12 protein-coding genes are annotated in these 14947 nt (G+C 40.7%); 4 read left to right on the plus strand and 8 right to left on the minus strand.

Annotated elements, in window-relative coordinates; genetic code table 11:
• Positions 1-8: 8 nt before the first annotated feature.
• The 3 genes from gpmI to NQ550_RS14110 all read right to left on the minus strand — a co-directional run bounded on the left by gpmI (position 9) and on the right by NQ550_RS14110 (position 3503).
• Positions 9-1550: a 2,3-bisphosphoglycerate-independent phosphoglycerate mutase gene (gene gpmI, locus NQ550_RS14100; RefSeq protein ID WP_008704048.1), complete on the minus strand. Its 1542-nt coding sequence runs from the start codon at positions 1548-1550 to the stop codon at positions 9-11.
• Positions 1551-1893: 343 nt separating this feature from the next.
• Positions 1894-3189, minus strand: a complete 1296-nt coding sequence (locus NQ550_RS14105) for a homoserine dehydrogenase (RefSeq protein ID WP_025577274.1) — start codon at positions 3187-3189, stop codon at positions 1894-1896.
• A 53-nt stretch (positions 3190-3242) separates the two neighbouring features.
• The gene (locus tag NQ550_RS14110; RefSeq protein WP_025577276.1) at positions 3243-3503 is read right to left on the minus strand and encodes a hypothetical protein; all 261 of its coding nucleotides are present in this window, start codon (positions 3501-3503) and stop codon (positions 3243-3245) included.
• A gap of 136 nt (positions 3504-3639) precedes the next feature.
• Here NQ550_RS14110 and NQ550_RS14115 point away from each other — a divergent pair, with 136 nt between their 5' ends.
• Together NQ550_RS14115 and NQ550_RS14120 are read left to right on the plus strand one after the other, a co-directional pair.
• Positions 3640-3831, plus strand: coding sequence for a helix-turn-helix domain-containing protein (locus NQ550_RS14115; protein WP_326929053.1), 192 nt, complete (start codon positions 3640-3642; stop codon positions 3829-3831).
• 430 nt (positions 3832-4261) lie between these two features.
• The gene (locus NQ550_RS14120; RefSeq protein ID WP_022381024.1) at positions 4262-5632 is read left to right on the plus strand and encodes an NAD(P)/FAD-dependent oxidoreductase; all 1371 of its coding nucleotides are present in this window, start codon (positions 4262-4264) and stop codon (positions 5630-5632) included.
• Between the two features lie 100 nt (positions 5633-5732).
• Here the strand turns inward: NQ550_RS14120 and NQ550_RS14125 are convergent, their stop codons facing one another.
• The 5 genes from NQ550_RS14125 to gap all read right to left on the minus strand — a co-directional run bounded on the left by NQ550_RS14125 (position 5733) and on the right by gap (position 11265).
• Positions 5733-6206 carry a GNAT family N-acetyltransferase gene (locus NQ550_RS14125; protein ID WP_022381025.1) on the minus strand — a complete coding sequence of 158 codons (474 nt, stop codon included), beginning with the start codon at positions 6204-6206 and terminating at the stop codon, positions 5733-5735.
• A 34-nt stretch (positions 6207-6240) separates the two neighbouring features.
• Positions 6241-7431 (minus strand): 23S rRNA (uracil(1939)-C(5))-methyltransferase RlmD, encoded by a 1191-nt coding sequence (rlmD, locus tag NQ550_RS14130; protein WP_025577281.1) that lies wholly within the window; start codon positions 7429-7431, stop codon positions 6241-6243.
• A gap of 668 nt (positions 7432-8099) precedes the next feature.
• Positions 8100-8849 carry a triose-phosphate isomerase gene (gene tpiA / locus NQ550_RS14135; protein WP_022381027.1) on the minus strand — a complete coding sequence of 250 codons (750 nt, stop codon included), beginning with the start codon at positions 8847-8849 and terminating at the stop codon, positions 8100-8102.
• A gap of 44 nt (positions 8850-8893) precedes the next feature.
• The gene (locus tag NQ550_RS14140; RefSeq protein ID WP_025577282.1) at positions 8894-10087 is read right to left on the minus strand and encodes a phosphoglycerate kinase; all 1194 of its coding nucleotides are present in this window, start codon (positions 10085-10087) and stop codon (positions 8894-8896) included.
• A gap of 158 nt (positions 10088-10245) precedes the next feature.
• Complete coding sequence (gap, locus tag NQ550_RS14145; RefSeq protein WP_008704062.1) at positions 10246-11265, minus strand: type I glyceraldehyde-3-phosphate dehydrogenase; 1020 nt, start codon at positions 11263-11265, stop codon at positions 10246-10248.
• A gap of 319 nt (positions 11266-11584) precedes the next feature.
• On the opposite strand from gap, the gene NQ550_RS14150 reads away from it, so the two are divergent.
• Both NQ550_RS14150 and NQ550_RS14155 read left to right on the plus strand, forming a co-directional pair.
• Complete coding sequence (locus NQ550_RS14150) at positions 11585-12403, plus strand: histidinol-phosphatase HisJ family protein (RefSeq protein ID WP_025577284.1); 819 nt, start codon at positions 11585-11587, stop codon at positions 12401-12403.
• A gap of 257 nt (positions 12404-12660) precedes the next feature.
• Entirely contained in the window at positions 12661-14892 is a 2232-nt protein-coding gene (locus NQ550_RS14155) for an amylosucrase (protein WP_243281284.1), read from the plus strand.
• The last annotated feature ends 55 nt before the right edge of the window (positions 14893-14947 follow it).

Here is a 14947-nt window from a genome sequence, read left to right on the forward strand (position 1 = left end):
GTATTATATTATTTCTCTACAAGAAGTGATTTTCCTGTCATTTCCGCAGGCTGTTCCATTCCCATAAGCTGGATCAGTGTAGGAACGATATCTGCAAGACATCCGTTCTCGCGCAGTGTATATTTCGGATCTGCATTTACAAGAATAAATGGTACAGGATTTGTTGTATGTGCAGTCCACGGAGCACCTGTCTCATAGTCGATCAGCTGTTCTGCATTTCCATGGTCAGCACAGATAAACATCTGTCCGTCCACTTCCTTAAGAGCCTCTACTGCTTTGCCAACACATTCATCAACAGTTTCCACTGCTTTGATGGCAGCTTCCTGTACGCCTGTATGTCCAACCATATCCGGGTTTGCAAAGTTGATCACGATCACATCATATTTGTCAGATTTAATCGCATCTACCAGTTTCTCGCAAACCTGAGGTGCACTCATTTCCGGCTGAAGATCGTAGGTTGCAACCTTCGGAGATTTAACCAGAATTCTGTCTTCTCCTTTGTTCGGCTCTTCCACACCGCCGTTGAAGAAGAATGTAACATGTGCATATTTCTCTGTTTCAGCAATACGCGCCTGAGTCATATTGTGTGCTGCAAGATACTCACCAAATGTATTGTGAAGCTGAACCTTGTGGAATGCAACCTGTTTATTCTGAATGGTATCATCGTAATCTGTGAAGCATACGAAAGTAACCTGTGGTCTTGCTTTTCTTTCAAATCCCTGGAAATCATCATCGCAGAATGCTCTTGTGATCTCACGAGCGCGGTCAGGACGGAAATTAAAGAATACAACAGAATCTTTATCAGATATAACACCTGTCGGCTGTCCGTCTTTCTCGATAACTGTAGGAAGAACAAACTCGTCTGTCTTATCATTGTCATAAGAAGCCTGAACTGCTGCCGGTGCATCTGTTCCCTTTACGCCTTCTCCTGTTGTAAGAGCATTGTATGCAAGTTCTACACGATCCCAGCGGTTATCACGATCCATCGCATAGTAACGTCCGGAAACAGTAGCAATCTCACCTACACCGATCTTCTTCATCTCTGCTTCAAGAGCCTCTACAAACTCTTTACCTGATGCAGGAGGTGTGTCACGACCGTCAAGGAAACAATGTACGTAAACCTTCTCAACGCCCTCTCTCTTAGCCATCTCAAGTAATCCATAAAGATGTGTATTATGACTGTGCACACCACCATCAGAAAGAAGTCCCATGAAATGTACTGCAGAGTTATTCTCTTTTGCGTTCTTCATTGCTGCAAGAAGAGCTTCATTCTTAAAGAAATCACCGTCCTGGATTTCTTTTGTGATTCTGGTAAGTTCCTGATATACGATACGGCCTGCGCCCATATTCATATGTCCTACTTCAGAATTACCCATCTGTCCGTCCGGAAGACCTACTGCCAGTCCGCTTGCGTTTCCTTTTACAAATGGATATTCTGCCATCAGCTTGTCCATAACCGGTGTTTTAGCCAGATATACAGCGTTTCCTTCCTTTTTGTCATTCAGACCATATCCATCAAGAATCATTAATACGGTTGGTTTTTTACTCATAATGTTCTCCTTTTATGTTTATTCATAATTGATAACTGTTTTGCTGATATCAGAAGCAGAAAACTGATCATCTCTGCACAATAAAACTTTTATATCTGACATCTCTTATATAGTATCAAAATCTCAGGATTTTTCAATTCTTTTTTTGTATCTGTTTCATTTTCAGTTACTGTTCACTCCGTTCTCAGTAACGTTGCCAAAATTCATTCCAAATTGCCTACGGCAATGGAATTTTGGCTTGTATGTCTCGGGATTTTGGCATATTCATGCCAAAACACCTCGCGGAATAGTGGTGTGTGAACAGTACCATTTTCATTACTATATATATGAAAAGAACAGTAACTTATTTTCCATATACACGAATGATCGTTGAAATCTTTCTTACGGAATCCCTGTTTCTCAGTTCTTCGATGGCAGTTCTGAAATCACCTTCTCTTACCTTCTCAGTGATCACAACTACTTCCGCACACCCTTCCACCTTGGTATCTTTCTGGATAATCTGTGCAACACTGACCTGATATTTGGCAAAAATAGCAGTCATCTCGGCAAGAACACCGCAGCGATCCTCTACTTTGAGACGGAGGAAATAACGGTTATGTGTATCTTCCATTTTCTTAACAGGGATATTCTTGTAACAGGTACATCCGATTCTGCCGCAGCATCCTGCAAGAATATTTCTCACAATATCAAATACATCACCCACAACTGCACTGGCTGTAGGAAGTTCTCCTGCTCCTCTTCCGAAGAACATGGCATCCTCCACTGCATCTCCATGGACAAATACTGCATTATAGGAATCATTTACAGTTGCAAGCGGATGGGAACTGGGAATCAGCATCGGGCACACATATGCTTCAATTCCGTCTGCTTCGTTTCTTGCAACACCCAGAAGCTTGATATCACGTCCCATTTCTTTCGCATAATGAATATCTTTTGATGTGATCTTGGCAATTCCCTCTGTATATACATCGTTAAATACCACACGTGAGTTAAATGCCACAGATGCAAGGATCGCTACCTTACGTCCTGCATCCAGACCTTCGATATCAGCAGTCGGATCAGCCTCCGCATATCCAAGTTCTGTTGCAAGTGCCAGGGCATCCTTAAACTCCATGCCTTCCTGAGTCATCTTTGTCAGAATAAAGTTTGTGGTTCCGTTTACAATACCCATAACTTCTGTCATGTGATTTCCTGCCAGACACTGTTTCAATGGTCTGATGATCGGAATACCACCTGCTACTGCTGCTTCAAACAGAAAATCCACTTTACTCTCATGTGCCGCATCCAGAAGCTCATGACCATGTACTGCGATCAGATCCTTGTTTGCAGAGACTACATGCTTACCGGCTTTTAATGCAGAAAGGATATACTCTTTTGCAGGATTAATCCCACCCATCAGTTCAATCACAATCTCAATCTCCGGATCATTTATAATCTCATCCCACTGGCTGGTGAGCAAAGAGGCGTCTTCTATCTTCGCCGCTGCCTTCTCTATATTTCTCACAAGGATTTTCTTTATCTCAATTTTACAGCCAATCTTGGCCGACATTTCCTTTTCCTGATTCTTCAGTACCTTATATACACCTGTTCCTACTGTTCCAAATCCTAACAGTGCGGCTTTGATGACATTTTCATTCATTTTGCAGGATTCCCCTTTCGTTTTCGTTGGTTTTTATAGTATGGCAGAATTTCCTATTTGTCAAGTTTGTCTGCATTTTTAAGCAAAATCTTTATCATATTTCCCAGTTCTTTGTTCCGTCTGCGAAGCCATCTCACATACCATAATATCCCCACTCCTGCCACCCAGGCAGAAATACAGAATATTCCATCCAGGATCATATAAACAGTTCTCTCTGTTCCCCCGGCAGGGGCTCCACTCAGGAAGCAGTAATACATTGCCACTGATATGCAGGCTGCGGCCACGCCTTCCATTATCTTTCTGATCGTCTTCATTATATCACTTTCCTTCTCAATAGTGTCTTTATAAAGACACTGTTACAAGACCTATTTTAACCCGATAATAAATATGAATCAAGAACAAATCGGACGGTTATTACATATGATAAGCTATAGAAAATTATGGAAGACTATGAAGGAGCGGAAAATCAGCCAGTATGCCCTGTACACTCACTATGGCATAAGCACTTCTTTTCTGGATAAACTCCGTCATAATGAAAATGTGGAAATCCGCAGTCTTGATATCTTATGTTCAATCCTTGACTGCGATTTCGGTGATATTGTAGAACACATTCCGGATAATGCTGAACCTGAGAAAAAATAATTTTTTCGGGTTCAGTATCAAAATGATGTAGTTGTGCCCTTTTATAGAACTATTTGTTCTTTTTATGTTCGGGAAAAAGGTATTTTACCCCTAACCTGATATCTTCTCATATCTATAATATATTTTGCTTATCATATCCTGCAGAAAGTCAGGCTGATATTCGCAATCTCCACAGGGGACTTACCTGATTCGGTTAAAACATTATTTATAATGTTATCCTATAAGTCCATTCACAAAAACATAAGATTTTTTCATTTATTTATGATATACTTATTACTGTATCCTTCGTTCTCAGTAACGCAGACTTATCTATGGCATTCTCTTCAGGCGCATAATATCATCCGCTTCGCAATTTATCAGTTAAATAGTGCGTTCAGGAGACTTGCTGCAGATTTACAAAATATTTTTACCTGAAAGGATCGTAGTATATATGAAATATGATGTAGTGATCATCGGCGCAGGACCTGGCGGTATTTTCTCTGCCTATGAGCTGATGAAGCAAAATAACGATTTAAAGATTGCTGTTTTTGAGGCTGGAAATCCTCTCAGTAAAAGACATTGCCCAATTGATGGTGACAAAGTAAAAACCTGTATCAAATGTAAAACCTGTGCCATTATGAGCGGCTTTGGCGGTGCCGGTGCTTTCTCTGACGGCAAATACAATATCACAAATGATTTCGGCGGAACACTTTATGAACATATTGGAAAGAAAGACGCTCTTGACCTGATGCGTTACGTAGATGAGATCAATGTTGCCTACGGCGGACAGGACACAAAAATGTATTCTACAGCCGGAACCAAATTCAAAAAACTTTGTATGCAGAACAAATTAAAGCTTCTGGATGCTTCCGTACGTCATCTGGGAACAGACATTAACTATGTGGTTCTTGAGAACTTATATGCAAAATTAAAAGAGCATGTTGATTTTCATTTCAACACTCCTGTAGAACGTCTGGAAGTACTTGAAGACAGATACCGTATCATCACAAAGAATGATACCACTGACTGCAACAAATGCATTGTATCCGTAGGCAGAAGCGGAAGCAAATGGATGGAACAGATCTGTAAAGAACTTGATATCCCAACCAAATCAAACCGGGTAGACCTGGGTGTACGTGTAGAACTTCCTGCTGTTATCTTCTCACACCTGACAGACGAACTGTATGAGAGTAAGATTGTCTACAGAACAGAAAAATTCGAAGATAATGTGAGGACTTTCTGTATGAATCCTTATGGCATCGTTGTAAACGAAAATACAAACGGCATTGTCACAGCAAATGGCCACAGCTATGAAGATCCGTCCAAACAGACAGAAAATACAAACTTCGCACTGTTGGTAGCCAAACATTTCTCTGAGCCATTTAAAGACAGTAATGGATATGGCGAAAGCATTGCCCGTCTTTCCAATATGCTGGGCGGCGGTGTGATCGTACAGCGTTTCGGCGATCTGGTGCGCGGAAGAAGGAGTACGGTTGCACGTATCGAAGAAGGTATGGTACGACCTACTCTCGCAGCTACTCCCGGTGATCTGAGTCTTGTTCTCCCGAAACGTATCCTTGACGGAATCATTGAAATGATTTATGCTCTGGATAAAATCGCTCCCGGGACAGCTAATGACGACACCCTCCTCTATGGTGTGGAGGTTAAGTTCTATAATATGGAAGTTGATATTGATGAAAATCTGGAAAGCAGATACAAAGGCCTGTATATCATTGGAGACGGAAGCGGTGTAACCCATTCCCTGTCCCATGCTTCTGCAAGCGGTGTATATGTAGCACGCCAGATTGTTGAGAATCTGTAAAAGACCGGATTTCTTCTGATGGATACCTCTAACTACAGCAATCAATAACCTTAAAGTCCCCATCTGTCTCTTACAGTTGAAACAGATAGGGACTTGTTTATTATATTTTCTGGTATGCCATCCATTTATCCATTCCCAGACGTTCAAATGAACCACAGTACTGAAATCCGCATTTTTCCAGAAGTTTCTGCATGGGGATGTTATCGCTGTATGTATCCATACGGAGATTCTGTGTCTGAGCATAGGCCCAGTCCAGACAGAATGATGCGGCTCCTCTTACTATTCCTGTGGACGCTACCCTGTGAACTACTCCATAGGGTTCTTCATTCAGCCATTTTCCATTAATTTCTTTATAATCTTCATCTTCTTCCGCCGCATAATAGAAAACACAGGCAATCCGCCCTTCTGACATGCACAGATACATTTTATCAATATCATGCTCTATCAGTTCTGCTGAGGGGTAATCTTCACCCCACTGTTCTGCATTGCCATTTTCTCTCATAAATTTGCGGGCTTTATCATAAACTTGCATGATCTGCCCAAGATCTTGTACTGATGCTTTTCTTATTTCCATGAAACCTTCCTTTTCTTTTGGTATTTATATTCTTTTAGTATTTGTATTCGTTTTGATTTTTCGTCTGTTTCTCAAATTTTTTCGTCAAAAGACAAATATTTTCACAATGGTCTGTAAAACTGAACATATCTACCGGCTGTATTTTTCTCACATCATAGCCATGTTTTGTCAAATACTCCAGATCTCTTGCCAGTGTTTCCGGTCCACAGGAGATATATACGATTCTTGATGGATTCAGTTTGATAACAGAGGACATAAACTTTTTATCACTGCCTGTACGGGGTGGATCCATAAACACAACATCTGCATGTTCTCCGTTTTCTGCCATATTTTCCATAAATTCTCCTGCATCTCCCTGATAGAAACGTGCATTTGTAATCTTATTTTCCTTTGCATTGATTCTGGCATCGCGGACTGCATCCGGATTTAATTCCACACCAATGACATTCTTTGCCCGCTTTGCAGCTACAAGTCCGATTGTTCCTATTCCGCAGTATGCATCTATCACTGTTTCTTTTCGTCCAAGCCCCGCATATTCAATTGCTGTCTTATACAGAATTTCTGTCTGTACAGGATTTACCTGATAAAAAGACTGCGGAGAAATGCGGAATGTACATCCGCAGAGCGTATCCCGGATATATCCTTTTCCATAAATGACGATATCACGCTCACCCAGTACCATACTGGTCTTCTTATCATTGACGTTAAGCACAACTGTTGTAATCTGTGGGTATTTCTTTCTCAGAGCTTTCACAAAATTATTTTTTGAAGGAAAGATCGGGGAACCAATCACAAGAACCACCATGATCTCATCTGTGGAAAACCCTCTTCTCACCAGCACATGGCGCAAAAGTCCATATCCTGTGTCCTCATCATATGTTTTGATTCTAAAAGATTTCAGCATATCCCGAATTGTACGGATGATTTCCTGACTGATCTTATCCTCGATCATGCACTCTTCTATCGGAACAACCTTATGTGTTTTCGCTTCGTAGGTTCCACAGATAATATTACCTTTTTTATCCCTGTCAAATACTGCATGAACTTTATTTCTATAATAAAAGGGATCATCCATTCCAATGATTGGTTTTACATTTGCAAACTTTCCAAGAAGCTTCTTCATCCTTTTCTGCTTGGCGGCAAGCTGTTCTTTATAAGGAACACCCTGATACTGGCAGCTTCCGCATTTCTTTGATACACTACATTTTGTTACTTTTTCTTCCATAAAATATTAACCTGCTTTCTATAATTACACATTTTTTACATTATATCAGCGAAAATGGATTCCCGCAATCAGACAATCTTTATTTATCTGTCAATTTCCTCTCCAAATGTCGAAAAAGCAGGGATTCTGTCGAAATGTTTTTGACTGATTTCTGTTGAAACTTGTAGACGAATGTAGAAAAATATGATATAGTTTGTACATACAAAAGAGAAAATCATCGAATTGCCAAAGAGAAAAAAATTTATATCACCAAGGATAAAAATTCAGAAATACTCCAAAATACAAAAGATAAAATACATGAACTAAATACACCTGATAAATAGTCAAAATACAAAAGTATCGAGGCATTCCTTTCGTGCAAAAGAGATTTACCCAAAGTACAAAAGAAACAGCTTACAGCAGATTTTTACACCAGATAAAAAAGACAGTTTCAGTAATGAAGCTGTCTTTTTCTTTATACATATTAATTTCATAAGATACTATGTGTCTGACATAGCCAAACAAATATTCGCAACAGCAATTAAAGCAGGTAACTTACCTGCTTCAACTATAACAATCCCCTGAATACAATCCAATCAGTAAAATTACCAATTTTCCTGTATTCAGGGGCATTATATTATTTCTCGTTTGGACACAAAGATTATCTGCTTATAATCAGTTTTTTATTCTTATTTGTAGTTTACGATCTTTCCGAAATCAGCTTTCAGAGAAGCACCACCTACAAGGCCGCCATCGATATCGTTCTGAACGAATAAGTCAGGTGCTGTTGCAGGATTTACAGATCCGCCATACTGGATACGGATTGCTTCTGCTGTTGCTTCATCATAGATTTCAGCGATGCATGCACGAATACCTGCGCATACTTCCTGAGCCTGCTCAGTTGTAGCTGTTTTACCTGTTCCGATTGCCCAGATTGGCTCGTAAGCGATAACTGCTGTCTTAGCCTGATCTGCTGTAACACCCTGGAATCCAACTTTAACCTGCTGACGGATGAAATCCATTGTCACGCCCTGTTCTCTCTGAGTAAGAGTTTCGCCACAGCACATGATAGGTGTAATTCCATGTTCGAAAGCTTTGAGAACTTTCTTGTTAACATCTTCGTTTGTTTCTCCGAAGTATTCTCTTCTTTCGGAATGTCCAAGAACAACATATTTAACTCCGGCATCTACGAGCATTGCAGGGGAGATTTCTCCTGTGTATGCACCTTTCTCTTCGAAGTACATGTTCTCAGCACCAACCTGGATGTTTGTTCCCTTAGCAGCTTCTACAACCGGGATGATATCGATTGCAGGTACGCAGAATACTACGTCTACTTCATCGTTAACTACTAATGGTTTTAATGTTTCTACTAATTTAACGGCTTCGCTTGGTGTCATGTTCATTTTCCAGTTACCAGCGATAATTTTCTTTCTTGCCATGATGATTTATCTCCTTAGTATCCCTGTGGGATGTTATTATATTCTTATTTATCGTTTGCTGCTGCAACACCCGGGAGTTCTTTTCCTTCCAGGAATTCAAGAGATGCACCGCCACCTGTGGAGATGTGTGTCATCTTGTCGCCATAACCAAGGATGTTAACTGCAGCTGCAGAATCACCACCACCGATAATAGTTGTGGCATCTGTTTCAGCAAGTGCTTTTGCAACAGCTTCTGTACCATGAGCGAAGTTTGGCATTTCGAAGCAGCCCATCGGTCCGTTCCATACAACTGTCTTAGCATCTTTTACTGCGTCACCGAAAAGCTTCTCTGTTTCCGGTCCGATATCCATTCCTTCCCATCCGTCCGGAATCTCACCACGTTTAACAACCTGGATATTACAGTCATTAGAGAAGTTATCACCGATTCTGTTATCTAACGGAAGAAGAAGTTTCACACCTTTGTCTTCTGCTTTCTTCATCATGTCCAATGCATACTGAAGATAATCATCCTCACAAAGAGATGTTCCAATATGTCCACCCATAGCTTTTGAGAATGTGTAAGACATACCACCACCAATGATAAGAGTATCTACTTTATCAAGAAGGTTATTGATTACAGAAATCTTGCTGGAAACCTTAGCTCCGCCAAGGATAGCAACAAACGGTCTCTCAGGATTGTTCACTGCATTTCCAAGGAAATCGATTTCCTTCTGCATTAAGTAACCAACAACTGCTGTATCAACATATTTGGTCACACCAACATTAGAGCAGTGTGCTCTGTGAGCTGTACCAAATGCATCATTAACAAATACATCACAAAGAGAAGCAAGTTCTTTGCTGAATTCGTCTCCGTTCTTTGTTTCTTCTGCGCGATAACGTGTGTTCTCAAGTAAGATAACATCTCCGTCTTTCATCTCAGCTACTGCTGCTTTTGCATTAGGTCCTACTACTTCAGGATCTGCTGCAAACTTAACTTCCTGTCCTAATAATTCGGAAAGACGTTTTGCAACCGGTGCAAGAGATAATTCCGGTTTCGGCTCTCCCTTCGGTTTTCCAAGGTGGGAGCAGAGAATAACCTTTCCGCCGTCAGCGATCAGCTTCTTGATTGTAGGAAGAGCTGCAACCAGACGGTTCTCATCTGTGATCTTTCCATCCTGAAGAGGAACATTGAAGTCACATCTTACAAGAACTTTTTTGCCTTTTACATTGATATCATCAACAGATTTTTTATTCAGCATTTGTGGTGCCTCCTTAATAATATTCTTTAACAGTTACTGCATATCTGTAAACAGTAACTTATTGATTTCCTGCTGTTATTCCAGACCACGCGAAAAAGGTCCGGTCCAAATCAGACCGGACCCTTCGTTGGAGTCTATTCCTTTACACTTACTGAAAATTAAGCGTTCAGTAATTTACCAAAGTGTTTGATTGTACGAACCATCTGGCTTGTGTAGGAGTTCTCGTTGTCATACCAGGAAACTACCTGTACTTCTGTTGTGCCATTCTCAAGTGGAAGAACCATTGTCTGAGTAGCATCGAACAGAGAACCAAATCTCATACCAACAATATCGCTGGATACGATTTCATCTTCGTTGTATCCGAAGGATTCATTAGAAGCTGCTTTCATAGCTGCGTTGATCTGTTCTTTTGTTACGTTTCCTTCAACAACTGCTGTTAAGATTGTTGTAGAACCTGTTGGGGTAGGAACACGCTGAGCAGATCCGATAAGTTTACCGTTCAGTTCTGGAATAACAAGACCGATAGCTTTAGCAGCACCTGTGCTGTTAGGAACGATGTTAACTGCAGCTGCACGAGATCTTCTTAAATCACCTTTTCTCTGTGGTCCGTCAAGTGTCATCTGATCGCCTGTGTAAGCGTGGATTGTGCACATGATACCGGATTTGATTGCAGCAAGATCATTTAATGCTTTAGCCATTGGAGCTAAGCAGTTTGTTGTACAGGAAGCTGCGGAGATGATGTGATCTTCTTTTGTAAGAGTTTCATGGTTTACATTGTAAACGATTGTCTTAAGATCGTTTCCAGCCGGAGCGGAAATGATAACGTGTTTAGCACCTGCATCGATATGAGCCTGAGCTTTGTCTTTAGATGTATAGAATCCTGTACACTCAAGAACTACGTCTACACCGATTTCTCCCCATGGAAGTTCAGCAGCGTTAGCTTTTGCGTAAATTTTGATTTCTTTTCCGTCAACTGTGATGGAATCTTCTCCTGCTGTTACTGTATCTGCAAGAGCATATTTTCCCTGTGTTGAATCATATTTTAATAAGTGAGCAAGCATTTTAGGAGATGTTAAATCGTTGATTGCTACGATTTCAAATCCTTCTGCTCCAAACATCTGACGGAATGCAAGACGTCCAATACGTCCAAAACCATTAATTGCAACTTTTACTGCCATGATAAAATTCCTCCTATGAATTAAGTGGTTAATTATGGTAATCCTTTGTTTGTTAAAGAATCATCAACCTGTAATGTATTGTACATAATTCTAAACAAAAATTCAAGACCATTTTCCAAAAAACATATAAAAATTAAGTAAAAAATGTAAATTATATGTTATACTGTGTATACAGTGCTTTATGAATACACTGATCCGGGCCTGTAATTGTGATATTTCAGGTGCAGATATATCCATTTAAGAGGACACCGTATTCATTTGTAATATATCACACGCAAATATAACAGTACTGTTTTTTACAGAAGAAAGGACTGAAATTATGGACAGACAAATATTGTGGGATTGTCATATGCACTCTTCTTTTTCTGCTGACTCGGATACGCCTATGGAAATTATGATTCATCGTGCTGTTGAAACGGGACTACAGGGAATTACTTTTACGGAACATCTGGATCCGGATTACCCTGTTACTCCGGACAATCTGGATTTTTCTCTGGATATTCCGGCTTACAAAGAAAAGCTGGCTGAACTTTCAGATATATATAAGGATAAAATTCAGGTACGTTTCGGAATTGAACTAGGACTGCAGATGCATCTGGGAGAATATTTTGACTCACTTCTCTCTCAGACACCTTTTGATTTCGTTATCGGTTCATCCCATCTTGTCCATGGGTATGATCCTTATTACCCGGAATTTTTTGAAGGACGTAAGGAATTTTTATGTTATATGGAATATTTTGAATCCATTCTTGAAAACATTTCCGCATATGACGGATTTGACGTTTACGGACATATTGATTATGTTGTCCGTTATGGTCCTAACAAGAACCGGGAATATTCTTACGGACGGTATAAAGATATTCTGGATGAGATTCTGAAGAAACTGATTTCCATGGGAAAAGGCATCGAACTTAATACCGGCGGATATCATTATGGTCTTGGAGAACCCAATCCATGTACTGCCGTAATAAGGCGCTATAGAGAACTTGGCGGAGAGATCATCACCATCGGAGCAGATGCGCATACTCCGGATAAAATCGCCTGTGCATTTGATAAAGCTGCCAGTGTACTGGAAGCCTGTGGTTTTCGTTACTATACAATCTTCAAAGACCGTAAACCGGAATTTATTTCTCTGTAAAACGTGTCAGTACTTGCCTATATGGCAGTTCCTATAATATAATATTACATATGATTTCAGAAGCCCAATTTCCAAACTGCTCCAAATACTGTTTCTCTGGTCTGCATCATAGCTGATCATGATAAAAAACTGACAGCAGATATGGAAATTGCAGCTTTCTGTATATATTCGTAACTGTCCGGTGTCTCCATATTTATGTTTTATATGTCCCGACACTGCCCAGTTACTGTATTTTTCATAAACCAGGGAGGAATATTATGGCTAAAAAAAGACTCCAGAAGAAACGTTCTTCATCAACAGTCAGAAAGCAGGAATCAGAAATTTTACAAGTGACTACTTCCAAAACTGAGCCTGCCAGAGTTGAAACTTCTAAAGTAGAACCTGTTAAGGTCGAGACTTCCAAAGTGGAACCTGTTAAGGTTGAGACTTCCAAAGTAGAACCTGTTAAGGTCGAGACTTCCAAGGTAGAACCTGTTAAGGTTGAGACTTCCAAAGTGGAACCTGTTAAGGTCGAGACTTCCAAGGTAGAACCTGTTAAGGTTGAGACTTCCAAGGTAGAACCTGTTAAGGTTGAGACTTCCAAAGTAGAACCTGTTAAGGTCGAGACTTCCAAAGTGGAACCTGTTAAACTGGACGTTCCTGTTGATCGTACTTTATATAATGAACGTTTTCAGAAACATTATGATGAGTTGAAATGGTTATATTGCGAATTATATCAGGATCGTGATGATGTCATGACCTATCTGCATGATCTTACTTCTAATATGGAAGCTTTCTATAACAGCAGAAATTCAGCATTAAAGGCATCTGATAAAAAGCGTGAGGCTGATCCGGACTGGTATAAACGCAATGACCTTGTAGGCATGATGATGTATGTAAACAATTTTGCACATACTTTAAAAGGTCTGGAGGAACATCTGGATTATGTGGAAGAATGCAATGTCAATTATCTTCATCTGATGCCTCTGCTCGCATCTCCGAAAGGAAAAAGTGACGGTGGTTATGCAGTAGCTGACTTTCGCACAGTGCAGCCTGAGCTTGGTACTATGGAGGACTTTTCAGAGCTTACCTCCAAATGCCATGAACGCGGCATCAACATCTGCCTTGATTTCGTTATGAACCATACTTCCGAAGAGCATGAATGGGCGAAACGAGCACGCGCAGGTGAAAAAGAATACCAGGACCGTTATTTCTTCTTTGATACCTACGATGTTCCTGCTCTCTATGAGAAGACCTGTCCACAGGTATTCCCAACTACCGCACCGGGCAACTTTACATGGCTGGATGACCTTCACAAGCATGTCATGACTACTTTCTATCCATACCAGTGGGATTTAAACTACAGAAATCCTGTTGTGTTTAACGAAATGGTCTACAACATGTTATATCTGGCAAACCAGGGTGTTGACATCGTACGTCTCGATGCAGTTCCTTATATCTGGAAACAGCTTGGAACAAACTGCCGCAACCTGCCACAGGTTCACACAATCGTACGTATGATGCGTATGATCTGCGAGATCGTGTGCCCGGGAGTCCTTCTTCTCGGAGAGGTTGTCATGGCTCCTGAAAAAGTTGTTCCATATTTCGGTACACTTGAAAAGCCGGAATGCCATATCCTGTACAACGTTACTACTATGGCAAGCACCTGGCACACAGTTGCAACCAAAGATGTATCTCTGCTCCGCAGGCAGCTGGATATTCTGGGATCTCTTCCAAAAGAGTATATCTTCCAGAATTATCTGCGCTGCCATGATGATATTGGCTGGGGACTGGATTATGATTTCCTGAAGAATTTCTCAATCGATGAGGTTTCTCATAAGAAATTCCTGAATGATTTCTTTACAGGCAAATATCCGGATACATTTGGCCGCGGCGAACTTTACAATGATGACCCACGTCTGGGTGATGCAAGACTTTGCGGTACTACTGCATCTCTGTGCGGTATTGAGAAATATGGTTTTGAAGGAAATGTAGCTGGTGTTGACAGAAGTGTGCGCTATGACATCACACTTCATGCATTTATGCTTTCCCAGTCAGGTATCCCTGTAATCTACAGCGGAGATGAGATTGGTCAGGTAAACGACTATTCTTATAAAGATGATCCTGACAAGGCAGTTGATTCCCGCTATCTCCACAGAGGAGAATTCAGCTGGTCACTTGCTCCAAACAGAAATATCGCAGATACAGTACAGGGAAAACTTTTCCACGCACTGGATCATCTGGAACATATCAGAAGTTCACACAGCGTTTTTGATACAACAGCTGATCTTCGTACAATCGATACCTGGGATTCTTCTATCCTTGCGATCGTACGCGAAAATGCAGAGGAGAAATTCATCGGAATCTATAACTTCAGCGATCAGGATAAGGTTGCATGGATCAACGAAGATGACGGCATATACACTGATCTTATCTCTGGACATGAGATGGAAGCTAAAGGTGTTATGATCCCCGCATTTGGATGCTTCTGGCTGTGCAGAAAGAAATAAACCATTCATCTGCATAACGCAGATCGCATAATGCAAACGAGGACAATCTGCATAT

The sequence above is a fragment of the Blautia wexlerae DSM 19850 genome (assembly GCF_025148125.1).
Classification (GTDB): Bacteria; Bacillota; Clostridia; order Lachnospirales; family Lachnospiraceae; genus Blautia_A; species Blautia_A wexlerae.

What these genes read in the sequence shown, in the direction of transcription:
- NQ550_RS14155 (WP_243281284.1), top strand. Translation starts at nt 12,661, where the DNA reads ATGGCTAAAAAAAGACTCCAGAAGAAACGTTCTTCATCAACAGTCAGA.
- NQ550_RS14115 (WP_326929053.1), top strand. Translation starts at nt 3,640, where the DNA reads ATGAAGGAGCGGAAAATCAGCCAGTATGCCCTGTACACTCACTATGGC.
- gap (WP_008704062.1), bottom strand. Translation starts at nt 11,265, where the DNA reads ATGGCAGTAAAAGTTGCAATTAATGGTTTTGGACGTATTGGACGTCTT.
- NQ550_RS14105 (WP_025577274.1), bottom strand. Translation starts at nt 3,189, where the DNA reads ATGAATGAAAATGTCATCAAAGCCGCACTGTTAGGATTTGGAACAGTA.
- NQ550_RS14150 (WP_025577284.1), top strand. Translation starts at nt 11,585, where the DNA reads ATGGACAGACAAATATTGTGGGATTGTCATATGCACTCTTCTTTTTCT.
- NQ550_RS14120 (WP_022381024.1), top strand. Translation starts at nt 4,262, where the DNA reads ATGAAATATGATGTAGTGATCATCGGCGCAGGACCTGGCGGTATTTTC.
- NQ550_RS14140 (WP_025577282.1), bottom strand. Translation starts at nt 10,087, where the DNA reads ATGCTGAATAAAAAATCTGTTGATGATATCAATGTAAAAGGCAAAAAA.
- NQ550_RS14110 (WP_025577276.1), bottom strand. Translation starts at nt 3,503, where the DNA reads ATGAAGACGATCAGAAAGATAATGGAAGGCGTGGCCGCAGCCTGCATA.
- gpmI (WP_008704048.1), bottom strand. Translation starts at nt 1,550, where the DNA reads ATGAGTAAAAAACCAACCGTATTAATGATTCTTGATGGATATGGTCTG.
- NQ550_RS14125 (WP_022381025.1), bottom strand. Translation starts at nt 6,206, where the DNA reads ATGGAAATAAGAAAAGCATCAGTACAAGATCTTGGGCAGATCATGCAA.
- tpiA (WP_022381027.1), bottom strand. Translation starts at nt 8,849, where the DNA reads ATGGCAAGAAAGAAAATTATCGCTGGTAACTGGAAAATGAACATGACA.
- rlmD (WP_025577281.1), bottom strand. Translation starts at nt 7,431, where the DNA reads ATGGAAGAAAAAGTAACAAAATGTAGTGTATCAAAGAAATGCGGAAGC.